The organism is Pseudomonas sp. ACN5 (assembly GCF_002303975.1).
Classification (GTDB): Bacteria; Pseudomonadota; Gammaproteobacteria; order Pseudomonadales; family Pseudomonadaceae; genus Aquipseudomonas; species Aquipseudomonas laurylsulfatiphila.
Window position 1 is genome coordinate 551,265 of sequence record NZ_MRCP01000002.1, and the last position, 15,238, is coordinate 566,502.

Sequence of the window (15,238 nt, forward strand, 5' to 3'; positions counted from 1 at the left end):
TGGTCTGTTAAGCACTGAATCTTCAGGAGCAAGGCAGCCCCCATGGATTATTTCGGACCGCATATTTTCGGTTATACCATCGCCCTGCTGCATTCGCTGGGCATGATCGCGGCCATCCACGCCGTGTTGACCGTCCGTACCGCCCAGGGCTCGATCGCCTGGGCCTTGTCGCTGTTTTTCATCCCATACCTCACGCTGATCCCGTACCTGATGTTCGGCCGCAGCACCTTTGATGGCTACATCAAGGCCCGGCGGCAGGCCAACGAGGAGATGCGCAAGGCGGTTTCCGAACTCAACTGGCGACCCTGGGTAGAAGAAGCCCTCACCGCCCGCGCCTCTTCTGCCTACGCCTCACTCAGAGCGATGCCCAAGCTCGGAAACATGCCCTGCCTGGCCAATAACCAGACGCGGCTGTTGATCAACGGCCAGTCGACGTTCGAGGCCATCTTCGATGCCATCAGCCAGGCGAAAGAGGCCGTGCTGATCCAGTTTTTCATCGTCCACGACGACCGCCTCGGCCAACGCCTGCAAACTTTGCTGCTGAAAAAAGCCGCCGAAGGTGTGGCGATCTATCTGTTGTATGACCGAATCGGCAGCCATTCCCTACCCAACGGCTACGTGCAGGCCTTGCGAGATGGCGGGGTCGAGGTCAAGGCTTTTGGCCCCCGTAATGGCTGGTTCAATCGCTTTCAGGTGAACTTCCGCAACCATCGCAAGATCGTGGTGGTGGACGGCATTCTCGGCTTCGTTGGCGGGCACAACGTCGGTGATGAATACATGGGCGAGAAACCGCCCCTGGCCCCTTGGCGCGATACCCACGTGCAAGTGCGCGGACCCGTGGTGGCGTGCATGCAGGAGTCTTTCGCTGAAGACTGGTTCTGGGTGGCTCATGCCCTGCCGCCACTGATCCTGCCCGAGGTTTATCCGGAAGACGGCGTACTGTGCCAGTTGCTTGCCAGTGGGCCGGCAGACGCCTACGAAACCTGTTCTCTGTTCTTTGTCGAAGCGATCCATGCGGCGACGGAACGGGTCTGGATCACCAGCCCGTATTTCGTCCCCGATGAAGCCGTGTTCGCAGCGTTGCGCCTGGCGGTCCTGCGGGGTGTGGATGTGCGGCTGCTGTTGCCGTCGAGACCCGACCATCGAATCGTCTACGCCGCCTCCAGCCTCTACGCCTTCGAAGCCGTGCGCGCCGGTGTGCGGGTGTTCCGTTACGAGCCCGGATTCCTGCACCAGAAAGTGGTGTTGATCGACCGCGAAATCAGCGCCATCGGCAGCGCCAACCTGGACAACCGTTCGTTCCGGCTGAATTTCGAAGTGATGTTACTGACCGTCGACAGCGTCTTTGCCGCCGAGGTGGAACAGATGCTCAACGATGACTTCGCCAACGCCCACGAAATCGCCAAAGGAGAAGGCCGGGAAACCCACCGCCTGCAGCAGCTCGGCATGCGGGTCGCCCGGCTGATTTCGCCGATTCTTTAAAGGTAGATATCGTCCCGGGTCCATGGCAGTTCATGACTGCCATCGGCGTGGGCCTTCACAGCGAGAATCTGGTGCAGGTTGATCCAGCCGCGGGCGAACGCGTAGGCGCAACCGGCCAGGTACAGCCGCCAGATGCGCAAGGCTTGTTCCGGTACCAGTTTGGAAGCCGCTTCGAGATTGTCTTCGAGGCGTTCGCTCCAGTGATCGAGCGTGCGGGCGTAGTGCAGGCGCAAGCTTTCGACGTCGACGATTTCCAGCCCGGCCTCACTGATCTGCGCAGAGATCATCGACAGGTGCGGCAGCTCGCCGTTGGGGAACACATATTTCCCGATGAATTCACCGGCACCGCGCCCCACCGGACGGCCATCGGTGTACTTGGCGGTGATCCCGTGATTCATCACCAGGCCGCCCTCTTTCACCGCGCCGAACAGAGTCTTGCAGTACTCCGCGAGATTGGCGTGGCCCACGTGTTCAAACATGCCGACGCTGACTACCTTGTCGAAGCGGCCATCCTGCGGCAAATCGCGATAGTCGAGCAGTTGCAGCTCGACCAGGTCCTCCAGGCCCTCCGCTTTTACGCGCTCCCGGGCCAGAGCCAACTGCTCCTTGCTGAGGGTGATACCGAACACTCTCGCGCCAAACTCTCGCGCAGCAAAACGCGCCAATCCGCCCCAACCACACCCAACATCCAGCAGATATTCGCCGGGTTGCAGGCGCAGCTTGCGACACAAATGACGGAACTTGGCTTGCTGGGCCTGCTCGAGGCTTTCGCTGCCGGTCTCGAAGTAAGCGCAGGAATACGCCATGTCGCTGTCGAGCCACAGCTGATAGAACGCGTTGGAAAGGTCGTAGTGGTAGGAAATCGCCTTGGCGTCTGTATCTTTGTCGTGAACGCTACGAACAGGCTGATTGTCATCGTCTTCGTCCAGCAACGCCTGGCTCCATTCATCACAGACGCGGATCACATCGCTGATGGAGCCTTCGAGCTCCAGTTTGCCTTCGACAAAAGCAGCACCGAGGGCATCCAGGCTTGGATGGGTAAACTGGGAGACCAGTTGCGGGTCCTTGACCACAATCGTGACGCTGGGCGTCGGCCCCAGATTGAATTCATGGCCGTCCCAGAGTCTCAGGCGAAGCGGTAACTGCAGATTCTGTAAGGCCGGTGGAAGTTGCGCGAGCATGGAGAATCCCCCTTGTTTCAGACGTCTGATCAGAGGGTAGACCATCCTTGAAAAATAGCTGGCTATCGAATTAATAGCCATTTTCAATGATTCGCGACGTCAGAACCGACCGCCGCGAACGCACAAAATGATGCGCCCTCATCTCCAATGACTACGAACCGCGCGCACAGTTCTAAAAAGTTTAAGACCTGTGATTGCCCGGTTTAGAGCATTCGCCTTCAGGTTTCGTCCTTGAGCTTGAGCAACGGCTCCTGGAACCGCAGCAATCGACCGGCATTGCCCAGCACCAACAACGTGCTGAAGTTATGCAGCAACGCCGCAATCATCGCCCCGGCAGCGCCGAGCCAGCCGAATGCGGCGAAGGCCACAATCGCCAGGGTCCAGCCCAGCCCGATGATCACATTGACCTGCAATGTCTGGCGGCACTGCCGACTCAGGCGTACGCAGGTGCCGAGGCGACGCAGGTCACTGCCGATCAGCACGATGTCAGCCGATGCCAGGGCGATGTCTGCACCGCCCGCGCCCATGGCCACACCGACCACACCCGCCTTGAGGGCCAGTGAATCATTGATGCCATCGCCGACCACCATCGGCCGGAAGCCGCTGTCGATTTCCTTGAGCACGCGGTTGAGTTTGTCTTCAGGCAGGGCTTGCGCTTCGACGTCGCTGATTCCGACATCCCGGGCGAGCGTCTGTGCGACGCTGTGTCGATCGCCGGTGAGCAACAACTGGCGACCCAGACCCAACTCACGCAACTCACCCAAGGCAAACTGCGCCTCGGGTTTGACGCTGTCGGCCAGCAACAGCCAGGCAAGAAACTCCCCATTGAGCGTCAGCCCGGCAATCGGACCATCGTGATCGGGAACTGCCGTTGTACTGATGCCCAGCTGCGCAAACAACTCCGGCCGGCCGAGCGCCGCTTCGCCCTGCCCCGTCATCGCCACCACACCCAGGCCCTGGCGTTCATGAATGTCGGTCAGCAGCAGAAAATCTTCCTGGGCCACCAACCCCGCCAGGGCGCGGCTGACCGGATGGCTGCTGGCCGAGCCTAGGCTCGCCGCCAGCGTCAGCACATGGCTGCGATCCTCCAGCGGGCTGTCGATGGATTGCAGACGCAAGGTGCCGAAGGTCAGCGTCCCGGTCTTGTCGACCACCAGCGAGGTCAGGTCCGCCAACTCTTCGAGGAATGCGGAACTGCGGATCAGAATCCCGTGGCGTGCCGCCACCGCCACACCCGCAATCGCCGTGGCCGGCGCCGACAACACCAGCGCACAAGGACAGGCCGCCACCAACACCGCGAGCATCGCCTGGGCGTTGTTGGTGATGAACCAGGTCACGGCCGCCAGCAGCAATACCAGCACCATGTAGCTGCCGGCGTAGCGCTCCAGCAAACGGGTAATGGGCGGCTTCGAACGCTCGGCGTTTTGCATCAGGGCAATCACTTTGCCGAGGGTCGACTCATGGCCGGTGCGGGTCACTTCGATTCGCAGCAGACCATCGAGGTTGATCGCACCACCGAACACCGACATGCCGACACCGACCTCCATCGGTACCGATTCGCCGGTAATGGAGGCGGTGTCCAGACTGGCCTGGCCGGACAACACCCGGCCATCCGCCGGTACCCGGTCCCCGGCGCGCACCTCGACCCGATCGCCGGCCTTGAGCGTGCCGTTGTCGACTTCGATGATGGAGCCGTCCGCCTGAATCTTGCGTGCGTGGCTGCGGGTCAGTTTGCCGAGGGCGTGAATCGCCTCCTGGGAGCCGATCACGCTGCGCTCCTCCAGCACATGGCCGAAGATCATGATGATCGGCAACAGGGCCGCCGTCAGCAGATCCCCGGTGGCCCAGGCACCCAGCATGGCCAGGGCAATCAATTGATCGGTGATGCCGTGCAGGCTTGGATAACGCAGGCTGTACCAGGCCGAGCGCATGACCGGTACAGCAACCAGCAACGAAGCAAACCCCAGCAGCAATTGACTGACACCGGTCTGCTCTGGCGCCAGCCAACGCCAGATCAGGCCCAGCGCCAGCAGGCCCAATGCGAGCATGGCCAGGGTCAACTGGCGTGCGGCGCGGCGCTGTTCGGCCGAAGACAACAGGCTCGGTGCGGCGGCGGTTTGAGCGGTCATTGTGCAGCTCCCTGAATGATCAGGCGGGAATCGTCTTTGGGATCGACCGTGGTGACGGAACCTGCCTGGTCGAGAATTTTCGGCATGCGCTCGCGATAAATGCGCAGCAACATCTGCGGGTCGACACCTTGCTGCCGGGCTTTGGCCAGGCTCATTACGGTAGCCGTATCGGCAGACGCTTTGGCCAGCCGTTCACTCGCCTGGGCATGGGCCACTTGCAGCGTACGGTCGGCTTGCTCGTTGGCGGTCTGTGTCAGTTTCTCGGCTTCGGTGCGGGCATTGGCAACGGCCTTGTCGGCTTGCTGGCTGGCGGTCAGTACCGCGTTGAAAGCGTTAACCGCAGGACTTGGCAAACTCGATTGCACATCGACCCGTGCCACTTCGATGCCCAAGCCTTGCCCTGTTGCTGTGAGTTCGGCCAGCCGTTGATTGATGCCCTGCACCAGATCACCGCGCAAGCGCTCGCGTCGTTCCGCCGCCTGGCTATCGGCACCGATCAGTTCCGGACGAGCGACCAGAATGGTGTCCAGATCCCGTGCGGCCGTGAGCGCCAGCGCGCTGCGGGTCACCAGCCGATCCAGAGCCGGCAACACATGTTTGCCCTGAAGCGCAAACGCATAGGGCTCGGTGACCTTGTAGAAAACCCGAACATCGAGTTGCACCACGCCGGCGTCACCCGTTAGCAGATAGCCGGAGCCTGCGAGGGCATCGCTGATGGGCGTGGCAAAACTGGCCACGCGATCAGCCTGCGTCGCGGCATCACTGCGCAACAGGCTTTCCACTCGACGCTCGATCACCCGGTCCGCCGCCGGCAACAAAATCACCTGCTCGAAGGGTTGCGGCCAAGCCAGAAGCAGCCCGGCATTCTGAATGCGATCCAGCGCGCCGAAATGCAAAACCACGGCGCGATGTTGTGGATCGATCTGCCGTACATTGGAAAACGCCCAGGCCAATGCCGCCAACACCGTCACCGCATACAACGCAATAAACGCCAGGCGCCCGGCCTGAATCCAGGGGCTGCTCAACTCATTTGTTCCACGTGGAACCAAACTCATGGCTGCGATCCGGACGTGTTGTCGAGGCTCGGCGGACCGTCGACCAACACTCGGAACGGTGCGGCATCGGTACGCAGAATCAGCTTGGTGCCCGGGGTCACCACAGTGCCCAAGGTGTCGAGCGAACGCAGCAGATTGTAAAGCTGCGGCGACGCCGCATAGGCGCGACCATAAATCTGCGCCGCTTCGACGCGTGATTGCGCTTCGATATCTGCCGCTTTCACTGTGGCATCAGCCTGCACAATTCGCGCATCACGTTCGGCGGCAGAACGAATTTGTGCGGCTTCACGCTTGCCGATGGCCGTACGTTCGGTGGCGATGGTTTCACGCTCGGCGCGCATCCGGTCGACGGTCGCGGTAAGCGTTACCGAAGGCAGCGTCAGTCGTTCGATGCCGACCTGCAACACGCGCACGCCATAAGTGCTGAGCAACTGCTGATCGATTTGCTTGCGCAGTTGCGCTTCGAAATCGGCGATGCGTACCTGGCTGGCATCGGTATTGACCAGGTTCGACAGATCAAAACTGCTGGCGGTGGTCTCCAGCGCGGAGCCGACAAAGGTACGAATCTGCCGCGCAGCCTCATCAGGCTGGTTCTGTACTGCACGCATGAAGCGTTGCACATTGTCCGGATCGCCCTGCACCTGCCACGCCACATAGGCCTGAACGATGATGCGCAAACCGTCCCGGGTGCCGACATCCTGCAAACCGCTGGATGTGGTGCGCAGCCGCAAATCCACCGGGATCGCCGCCTCGAACGGTGCTGGCCAACGCCAGCCCAGCCCCGGCTCCAGCAAGACCCGGGAAGGGTTGCCGAAGCGCGTGATCACCGTGGCCTCTCCCGAACGCACCTGCACCAGGCTCGCGGCGGCGACTGCAAACGCCACCAGCAATGCCGCCCAGCCCATACGGCGCCACGGGAATGGACCGGCCTCCTGCGGATCGCCGTGGTGATGATGGTGATGGTGATGCCCACCATGGCCGTGATCGTGGCCGCTGAGGTCATCGTGATCGTGCGTATGGGACTGGCTCAATTGGCAGCTCCTGGCTGAACGGTTTTACGCGACGGCGCGGGGTCAACCGGCAGCGTGAAAGTACGGAGGTCGATGGTCGGCGCATTGCTGCTGCCGCCCAGACGATGATCGAGCACCAGCATTCTGGCGTTGGCCAAACCCTGGGACAACTGACTGAAATACTGCTCCAGCACGAAGGCCTGGCCAGCGCTGGCATAGGCTTTCTGCTCGGCGTTGAATTTCAGGTCCGCAGCCTGGGCGCCAGCATTGATTTCACGGGCGCTGGCCGTCGCCTGATCGCGGGCGATGCTGGCCTGCAACTGCGCCTGGTGAGTGGCTTCGGCGGCGGCACCGCGCTCACGGGCAATCAAGGCTTGCACCCCAATCTGTGCCGCTTGCACGCCGTGATAGGCGTTGGCGGCACCAGCCGGCGGGTGAATCGCCTCGACCACCGTGGCGAGAATTTCCACGCCGCTGTCGAGTTTTTTCATGTCCGCCTGTACGGCGCGGCCGATTTCTTCCGCCAGCCCTACCCTGTCCTCACCCAGTAAACCGTCGAGGGTGCGCGAGGCAAAATCGTGAACCAGAATTCGGCTGGCCGTGCTGCGAATCAACATCGGCACATCGGCACTGTTATAGGTCGCGGCCAATGCCGCCTCATCGCTCAGACCAATGCGATAGACGAAGCGCACATCCATGTTGACGATCTGAAAGCTCTGCCTGTCGGCTCGGCTGCTGGCGATCACTTGGGATTTGTCGTTCACATGGCTGGCGTCCCACAGGCGATTGGCAATTGCCGGGGCCGGGCCTTCGGCAGGGTCGGTTTGAGCAGGGGGCGTGGTTTCGCCAACACTGGTGGCCAACTCGTGCACCACGCCATTCTCGACGCTCAACACCCGGCCCAATGGCCAAGGCAGGCCTAGATGCAAACCCGGGCCAAACACCTCCACCGGCTTGCCGAATCGTTCATAAATGCCACGCCCTTGCAGCGCAATTTCGTGAATGCCCGTCAGCGACCAGCCAACCAGCATAACCACCCCCAAAACCGGCAGGAACGCCCGACGCATGTAAGTGAAGGCCCATATCTGCCGCAGATCTATACCGAAGCGGTTGTGTAATTCGTGCTGCAATGCCAGCAATGGCTGTGGTGGCCAGCGCAGCATATCGGCGACAAAGCTGCGCGCCAGTAGCTCCGGCTCAAGGCGTTCGCGGCGCGGACTGAACAATGACAACACCGCACGCAGCAACAGCTCTGCCGCCACCAACCCAGGCAGCAGTCCGGACAACACCGCCAGACGTACGGGCCATACCGACGATTCATCGGCAAACAACAGACAAAACGCAGCGAGTAGCAGGCTGATGATCGGCACACGTGTCAATTGCGCCAACGCGGCGGCCTCAGGCCATTGCGTGGTGTTTTCCTGCGCCAGATGACGCTCCATCACCAACAGGCCGAAGGCCAACAGCAACGAGAACGCCGCCCCGACAGTGGCCGCCAGCCCCAGCCCTGCCGGGGGTAACGAAAGGTCCCAGGCCTGTTCGACACCCAACACCGCCAACAACGCCCAACCGCCAAGCCACAGCGTCGGCGCGCCAATTTGCCCGAGCAGGTTGTGCGATTGCCGACTGATCCGGTCCAGCAAACGTTCATACCAGCCCAAAGGCTCGGCAGACTCCTCGACAACGATCACTGGCGCCACGGGATTCATCGCGCGGGCACGCCATTGGGCGACCCACCCGGCCGATTGCAAGCCCGCTATCAGCACCACAAACGCAGCGCTCAAATTCAGCAACAACGCTGGCCACAACGTTTTCGAGGCGAACAGCCCGGCAAAAAACGCCAGCAACGCACCCACGGTGGCGAGTACGCCCGCACCGATGGCGAACTGGCGCAAACGCCGCCCTTGAATGAACGCCTGCTGAAAGCGCGGCAACCCGGCTAGCGGCGTTTCATCAACATCGAGATCGACTTGCATACCACCCCAGAGCGTCTTCGCTTACAGGACAATTCGTTACGATATAACGGAAATAGTGAAATTTCCGTATTCAAGCGCGCTATCTAAAGATGCCCAACCTGTCGCTAACCTGAAGCCTTGACCGAAAGGTTGCGGCGCTCATATATTACGTTCGTAATATTATTCAGGAACTACTTTTACCCATCCCCTTTCGATCCAGGAGTACATCCATGAGCACTTATGACGTCGTGATACTCGGCGGTGGCCCCGGTGGTTACAACGCGGCGATCCGCGCCGGACAACTGGGTCTGAAGGCGGCCTGCGTGGAAGGGCGCGCCACACTCGGCGGCACCTGCCTGAATGTCGGCTGCATGCCATCCAAGGCATTGCTGCATGCCTCCGAACTGTACGACGCGGCCATGGGCGCGGAATTCGCCAATCTGGGGATCGACGTCAAGCCCAGCCTCAACCTCGCCCAGATGATGAAGCAAAAGGATGAAAGCGTTACCGGGCTGACCAAGGGCATCGAGTTTCTTTTCCGCAAGAACAAAGTCGACTGGATCAAGGGCTGGGGCCACATCGACGGGCCGGGCAAAGTCACGGTGACCGACAGCGCCGGCGGCAAGACCGAACTCAGCGCCAGGGACATCATCATCGCCACCGGTTCCGAACCCACTCCCCTGCCCGGCGTGGACATCGATAACAAACGCATCCTGGACTCCACCGGCGCTCTGTCACTGACCGAGGTACCCAGGCATCTGGTGGTGATCGGCGCTGGCGTGATCGGCCTGGAGCTGGGTTCGGTCTGGCGACGCCTGGGTGCACAGGTGACGGTGGTCGAGTTCCTCGACCGGATCTGCCCCGGCGTGGACATCGAAGCCGGCAAAACCCTGCAGCGCTCCCTGAGCAAGCAAGGCTTGAGCTTCAAGCTGAGTTCGAAAGTGACCAGCGCCACCACCTCCGCCACCGGTGTACAGCTCAGCATCGAGCCTGCCGCAGGCGGCACTGCCGAGTTACTGGAAGCGGACTATGTGTTGGTGGCCATCGGGCGCCGACCTTATACACAGGGCCTGGGCCTGGAGAACGTCGGCCTCGCCACGGACAAGCGCGGCATGCTCGCCAACAAGGGGCATCGCACCGAGGCCGCCGGAGTCTGGGTGATTGGTGACGTGACCTCCGGCCCTATGCTCGCGCACAAGGCCGAGGACGAAGCCATGGCCTGCGTCGAACAGATCGTCGGCAAGGCTGGCGAGGTCAACTACAACCTGATTCCCAGCGTGGTCTATACCCGGCCGGAACTGGCCAGCGTCGGCAAGACCGAGGAGCAGCTCAAGGCCGAAGGCCGTGCGTACAAGGTGGGCAAGTTTCCCTTCACCGCCAACAGCCGGGCGAAGATCAACCATGAAACCGAAGGCTTCGCCAAAGTGCTGGCCGATGAGCGCACGGACGAAATCCTCGGCGTGCATCTGGTCGGCCCGAGCGTCAGCGAAATGATCGGCGAGTATTGCGTGGCCATGGAATTCAGCGCCTCGGCCGAAGACATCGCCCTGACCTGCCACCCACACCCGACCCGCTCCGAGGCGTTGCGCCAGGCAGCGATGAATGTGGAGGGGATGGCGACTCAGATGTAAGACTTGAAGCGTTGCAGTGACTGATCTATAGCATTCGCGAGCAAGCCCGCTCCCACATTGGTTTTGTGTGCGCCACAAATTAAATGTGGGAGCGGGCTTGCTCGCGAATCAGGCGACTCGGTTTAGAGCGGCAAATGCTCCAGCGGCAACGCCCCCGGCGCCTTCACCGTATGAATCGCAAAGTTGCTGCGGATGTCGCTCACACCCGGCAGTTTCAACAAACGCCCGGTGAGAAACCGGTCATAGGCACGCAAGTCCGGCACCACCACCTGCAACAGAAAATCCGACTCCCCTGATACCAGGAACGCCGAAATCACCTCGGGCAATGCCGTCACCGCCAGGCGAAAGGCTTCGGCCTGTTCATCGTTATGGCGCTCGACCTTGACCCCGACAAACACCGTCAGCCCCAACCCCACTTCGTCTCGATCCAGATTGGCCTGGTAGCCGCGAATCACCCCCGCCTCTTCAAGCATCCGTACCCGGCGCAAGCAAGGCGATGCCGACAGGCCGATCTCGTCTGCCAGTTGCACATTACTCAGGCGGCCGTCCCGTTGCAGTGCGGCAAGAATCTTGCGGTCGTAGGCGTCGAGTTTCATGATTTGGCAGATTCCGATGGTGTATGCGAAAGAAAGTGGCAGATTATGCCAATACAGCTCCCGATAGAAGCTGACAACGCAAGCACCTGCCCTGCCCTCCGGCCCTAGACTGGCACGACCGAATCGACAACGAATGGGGGTGCAACGTGGACGGACTCTGGATGTTTTTCATGGCGCTGGCGGTGGTCTATCTGTTGCCGGGGCCTGACATGATCCTGCTGTTGCAGACGGGTGCCCGCCAGGGCAAAGGTGCCGCGCTGGCCACCGCCGTGGGTTTGGGCATCGCCCGGGGTTGTCACGTGGGACTGGCGGCGCTGGGGCTGGCGGCACTGTTCAAGGCGGCGCCCTGGACATTCAATGTGGTGCGACTGGCAGGCGCCGCGTACCTGCTGTGGATCGGCATTCAGTGCCTGCGAACCACGATGCTGCCGAACCTCGGAAGCGCCGACACAACCGGCGAAAAACCGCGCTGGAGCATCGCCATCCGGCGCGGATTGCTGACCAACCTGCTCAACCCCAAAGCACTGTTGTTCTGCTCGGTGCTGCTGCCGCAATTCATCAACCCACAGGCCGGGCCGGTGCTCGGACAGTTTGCGACCCTGGGCGTGGTGCTGGTCAGTGTCGGTCTGTTGTTCGACAGCGCTTACGCCCTGATCGGCGCGGCACTCGGCCGCTGGCTGCAACGCAGCCCTTCAGCCCAGCGCCTGCAACAATGGTTGTTCGGCAGCCTGTTGATCGGTTTCGCCGTGCGGCTGACCTTTGTGCAACAGGCTTGAACCTCAGGGCGCCTTGCGGCGACGACGCTTGAACAGCCACAGCGCGGCGGCCGCGAACGCCAGTACGCTACCGACCTGCAACGGCGTCTTGTACGGGCGCAAGGCCGAACGCGCTGCGTCGGTGACTTGAGTCACGTAGCGCTTGTCGGCGTTCTCGAAATCGGGGTACGGGCATTGGTGGCCGAAGTCGGCGGCCCATTCCACGTAAGGCCCTTCATTGACATAACGCTGATAAATCGCACTTTGCTCTTCAAGGCTGCTGTTCCACCCCGAGGCCTCGCACAGCACCGCCGCGAACGCCTGACTGGTGTGAGGCAAGTTATCCGCCGCCCTGCTCGCCAGCGCCGTGGCCACGAAGCGATAGTGATAACGCTGATCGGGCTGGGCGGCGCTGGCCTGCTGACGCTTCACTTCGTCCTCGGCCATCAATGGACCGACCTTGAGTTCGGCGTTTTCAAGGATGTAATTGCCGCCGAACGTGGCGTAATCCGGCGCCATTTCGTAGCCCAGGATATCCATGCCCCACTCACGCGCCGTCCATGCAGCATTGAACAGTGCAGCGGTGCGACGGGTCGGCCACCAGGCTGAATCTGCCGCCTGGCGTTGCTCGCCGTACAACCTGGCCTTGTGCCGCAAGCCGTCATTATCGAAGTACGCCAGCGCTTGCTCGTAATGGCCTTCGCGCAATAAACGCCGCCCCAGCAAATTGCGTAGGCTCGCTGCCACTGGCAAGGGCACGTAGTTGTCACGTTCCTGCTGGGTGAGCGGTGGCGGGGCCGGCACTTGGGTGTCGACGTAGTGCTTGAGTTCTTCGAGGGTCAACACGCGCTCGGCAACAGTGGCGGCGTCGAACCAGTAAATGCTTTGGCTGCGATACAGCTGATCGAAGGCTTGCAGGTAATCCCCGCGTTGCAGGGCGAGGATCGCACTTTCACCCTCGACCCGGCATTTGGGCTGAAGCGTTTCGTAGTCGTAGTCCGGAGTGCGTCGCTCGCCCCAGGATTCATTCTTCGGGAAGGCCTGGGCCGCTTTGGCATAGGCTGCGGCGGCCGCGGTTTTGTCGCCGTCGCGCACCGCCAGTTTTGCCCGTAGCCACCAGGCCAATCCGCCATCGCCGGCATGCTCGAGGAACGCCTTGGCGCTGGCGTAATCGCCCTGTTGATAATTCATCGCCGCCAGGCGGTCGGCGTTTTCGAGACTTCCGCGCGTGCTGTTTTGCAACAGCTTGATCATTTTCTGTTCGTTCGGTGGTTGCTCGCCAAACGACCAGCCCAAGCGGCTGATCAAGGACGCGGTCACCAACTGCTGCACGGGCCGGCCCTTGAGCAACTCGGCCACTTGATCATCCGGCAGCGTCATCAGGTCCGCCATCAACAGCTTCAACGAGGAATAGCCCACCGCGGAACCGTGCAGATTCTGCGTGGCGTACAGTTCGATGGCACGGTTCCAGTCGCCGGCAGCGCGCACGACCCGGGCTTCTTCGCCGAGGCTCGCGACGCCCAGTTCCAGCGGATCGCTGAAGCCGTCGATACTCAGCTGCCGGGTGTGCTCGAAGGCCTTGGCCGATTGTACGAGCAGATCCGGCGCCGCATCGGCTTCAGCACTCATGGCGAACAACGCGCGCCCCAGCGAGTAAGCCGCCCAGGTGCTGCGCGAAGCCCGTTGCTCTGCAGGCAAGGCCAGCACTTTCTTGAAATACCCGGCGGCCAAGGCATTATCACCCGCGCCAAATGCCACAGCGCCGGCCAGGTACCAGCTGATCTCGGGCGGCAGTTGCGCGCCTTCGGTTTCAACCTGATGAGCATCCGTCAGGCCGCGCAGGTGTTTCACCAGCACTTGTTGCTCAGCGGAAAGTCCCGCCTGCTCGGCTTGATCCCGTAGCGCTACTGCGTCAGGTTGATCGCTGTAGTCGGCGCCAGAGGTGACGTTCTTCAAGCCGTTGATGGCGTGGCCGAGGCGGCTGATTTCAAAGCTGAAGTTGCCTTCGGGCAGTTCCGCCAGCGACTGGCCACGATTGTCCAGCAGGCGCATGGGGAAGTCCGGGCCGCAGGCCAGCGCCGAGCCCAGCGGCAGGCTGAGGCTCAGGCAAAGCAAATGACGCGGCCAGTTACGGGTGAACATTCGAACCTCCTTGATCAATGTGTGCGCAGCGAGCCCAACCGATGGCACGCTGTCCGCCGGCCGGAATCCGGCCATCGCGCAGGCGGGTGAAGGTAAGCAGATCCGGTCGCTGTTGCAACGCGTAACCGGCCAAGGCATCGGCCCCTTCACAGCCGCTGACCGCGAGTGTCAGGCGTTCGGGCCAGGCACTGTCGAGGTTGCCCTGGTTGCTGATGCCGATGTCATAGAGGCCATTGTCGGCCGAGAGTTGCAGCGTCAACTGACTGTCGAGGACATCAGCACGCGCCACGGCGCGCAAGGTGGTCAGGCTCCAGGCCCGGCGGTCGTTGGCTAATGGCAGGCGAAACCAGATCAAGCCCGCCAGATGCTCGGGTGGATCGGCACGCAGTTGGGTGCCGAGGGTGCGCAGCGACTGCGGATCGGCGAGTAACTCCCGGCGCAGACCTTCGCGCTCCAGCGTCACTTCACTTTCCACAACCGGTGCGCCGTCCGTCGACGTCAGCAACGCCACGCCGTAGGCCGGCAGCGCCAGATAGAACGGTTTTGTCGTGACACGGCTCCAGGCCTTCGCCCATTGCCGGGCCTGATCGGCATCAAACAAGCCACGACGCGGATCGCTCACTGCGTGCACCTGCAACACGCTGCTGTCGACTGTGGATAACAACGCCGGCAGTTCGCGACTGTCGAGCCAGGACGGCAACGCCGTGATGCTCAGCGGCAGCGAAGTCGGCAATGCTTCACGCACATGCGCGAGAAATTCGCGGTACGAAGGTAACCGGGCATTACCGGCATCGTGGTCGATTTCTACGCCAGCGAGGTTCAACCCTTGCCCCTGCCAGTCACTGATGACCTGGCGGATCTGCGCGGCAACCTCTTCCTGATCGAGTGCCTTGAGCTGCCCGTCCAGGCGCACCACCGCAATCACCGGCCGGCCATCGTGCCTGAGCAATACCGGATCAATGCGGGCGCGGCTCCAGCCGGCCTCGGGGAAGGCCTGCAAGGCCAGCACCCGCAACGTTGAAAAGTCGGCACGGCTTTCCCTGAGGGCAGCGTCGTGGGCCGGCGTCCACTGCCGCTGCCAGACGTAGAGTTGCTGATCCAGCGGCGGTGCGTCGTGCCTTTCGCATCCGGCGGTCAGCACCAGCGCCAGCAGCAAGGCGATCGAGCGAGTGAAAAAAACCATTGAAACGCCTGTTCCTGAAATGCAGAAAGGGCTGCAAACCTTGTGGGAGCGGGCTTGACCGAATGGTCTTAGCCTCTGCGGCCCTTTTTCGTTCTGCCCACTACCCTACCCAGCCATCG

The 15,238-nt window shown here is 61.8% G+C and carries 11 protein-coding genes; 3 read left to right on the top strand and 8 right to left on the bottom strand.

The window, feature by feature from the left end; all coding sequences use genetic code 11:
- The first annotated feature begins 42 nt into the window (after positions 1-42).
- Positions 43-1,482: a cardiolipin synthase gene (gene cls / locus BSF40_RS05790; RefSeq protein ID WP_095964387.1), complete on the top strand. Its 1,440-nt coding sequence runs from the start codon at positions 43-45 to the stop codon at positions 1,480-1,482.
- Here cls and cfaB read toward each other — a convergent pair.
- The 5 genes from cfaB to hflK (BSF40_RS05815) all read right to left on the bottom strand — a co-directional run bounded on the left by cfaB (position 1,479) and on the right by hflK (BSF40_RS05815) (position 8,833).
- The gene (gene cfaB / locus BSF40_RS05795) at positions 1,479-2,663 is read right to left on the bottom strand and encodes a C17 cyclopropane fatty acid synthase CfaB (protein ID WP_095964388.1); all 1,185 of its coding nucleotides are present in this window, start codon (positions 2,661-2,663) and stop codon (positions 1,479-1,481) included. The two genes, cls and cfaB, sit on opposite strands and share 4 nt — an antisense overlap.
- 218 nt (positions 2,664-2,881) lie before the next feature.
- Positions 2,882-4,792 (bottom strand): cation-translocating P-type ATPase, encoded by a 1,911-nt coding sequence (locus BSF40_RS05800; protein ID WP_095964389.1) that lies wholly within the window; start codon positions 4,790-4,792, stop codon positions 2,882-2,884.
- Entirely contained in the window at positions 4,789-5,847 is a 1,059-nt protein-coding gene (hflK, locus tag BSF40_RS05805; RefSeq protein ID WP_095964390.1) for a protease modulator HflK, read from the bottom strand. Before hflK (BSF40_RS05805) ends, BSF40_RS05800 begins: the two co-directional genes overlap by 4 nt.
- Complete coding sequence (gene hflC / locus BSF40_RS05810) at positions 5,844-6,878, bottom strand: protease modulator HflC (protein ID WP_095964391.1); 1,035 nt, start codon at positions 6,876-6,878, stop codon at positions 5,844-5,846. Before hflC ends, hflK (BSF40_RS05805) begins: the two co-directional genes overlap by 4 nt.
- Entirely contained in the window at positions 6,875-8,833 is a 1,959-nt protein-coding gene (hflK, locus tag BSF40_RS05815) for a protease modulator HflK (protein ID WP_095964392.1), read from the bottom strand. Before hflK (BSF40_RS05815) ends, hflC begins: the two co-directional genes overlap by 4 nt.
- Before the next feature lie 209 nt (positions 8,834-9,042).
- Between hflK (BSF40_RS05815) and lpdA the strand changes: the two genes are divergently transcribed.
- Positions 9,043-10,443 carry a dihydrolipoyl dehydrogenase gene (gene lpdA, locus BSF40_RS05820; protein ID WP_095964393.1) on the top strand — a complete coding sequence of 467 codons (1,401 nt, stop codon included), beginning with the start codon at positions 9,043-9,045 and terminating at the stop codon, positions 10,441-10,443.
- Between the two features lie 122 nt (positions 10,444-10,565).
- Here lpdA and BSF40_RS05825 read toward each other — a convergent pair whose 3' ends face one another.
- Positions 10,566-11,039 carry an Lrp/AsnC family transcriptional regulator gene (locus tag BSF40_RS05825; RefSeq protein ID WP_007969928.1) on the bottom strand — a complete coding sequence of 158 codons (474 nt, stop codon included), beginning with the start codon at positions 11,037-11,039 and terminating at the stop codon, positions 10,566-10,568.
- 146 nt (positions 11,040-11,185) lie between these two features.
- Here BSF40_RS05825 and BSF40_RS05830 point away from each other — a divergent pair, with 146 nt between their 5' ends.
- A complete protein-coding gene (locus tag BSF40_RS05830; RefSeq protein ID WP_095964394.1) occupies positions 11,186-11,815 on the top strand; it encodes a LysE family translocator in 630 nt (209 codons plus the stop codon).
- A 3-nt stretch (positions 11,816-11,818) separates the two neighbouring features.
- Here BSF40_RS05830 and BSF40_RS05835 read toward each other — a convergent pair whose 3' ends face one another.
- Positions 11,819-13,936 carry a hypothetical protein gene (locus BSF40_RS05835; RefSeq protein WP_095964395.1) on the bottom strand — a complete coding sequence of 706 codons (2,118 nt, stop codon included), beginning with the start codon at positions 13,934-13,936 and terminating at the stop codon, positions 11,819-11,821.
- Positions 13,923-15,119 (bottom strand): DUF3142 domain-containing protein, encoded by a 1,197-nt coding sequence (locus BSF40_RS05840; protein WP_095964396.1) that lies wholly within the window; start codon positions 15,117-15,119, stop codon positions 13,923-13,925. Before BSF40_RS05840 ends, BSF40_RS05835 begins: the two co-directional genes overlap by 14 nt.
- Positions 15,120-15,238 lie beyond the last annotated feature (119 nt).

Bases quoted from the DNA above. Each gene is read 5' to 3' on its own strand.
- BSF40_RS05840 (WP_095964396.1), bottom strand. From the start codon at position 15,119: ATGGTTTTTTTCACTCGCTCGATCGCCTTGCTGCTGGCGCTGGTGCTG.
- hflK (WP_095964390.1), bottom strand. From the start codon at position 5,847: ATGAGTTTGGTTCCACGTGGAACAAATGAGTTGAGCAGCCCCTGGATT.
- BSF40_RS05835 (WP_095964395.1), bottom strand. From the start codon at position 13,936: ATGTTCACCCGTAACTGGCCGCGTCATTTGCTTTGCCTGAGCCTCAGC.
- cfaB (WP_095964388.1), bottom strand. From the start codon at position 2,663: ATGCTCGCGCAACTTCCACCGGCCTTACAGAATCTGCAGTTACCGCTT.
- cls (WP_095964387.1), top strand. From the start codon at position 43: ATGGATTATTTCGGACCGCATATTTTCGGTTATACCATCGCCCTGCTG.
- hflK (WP_095964392.1), bottom strand. From the start codon at position 8,833: ATGCAAGTCGATCTCGATGTTGATGAAACGCCGCTAGCCGGGTTGCCG.
- BSF40_RS05800 (WP_095964389.1), bottom strand. From the start codon at position 4,792: ATGACCGCTCAAACCGCCGCCGCACCGAGCCTGTTGTCTTCGGCCGAA.
- BSF40_RS05825 (WP_007969928.1), bottom strand. From the start codon at position 11,039: ATGAAACTCGACGCCTACGACCGCAAGATTCTTGCCGCACTGCAACGG.
- lpdA (WP_095964393.1), top strand. From the start codon at position 9,043: ATGAGCACTTATGACGTCGTGATACTCGGCGGTGGCCCCGGTGGTTAC.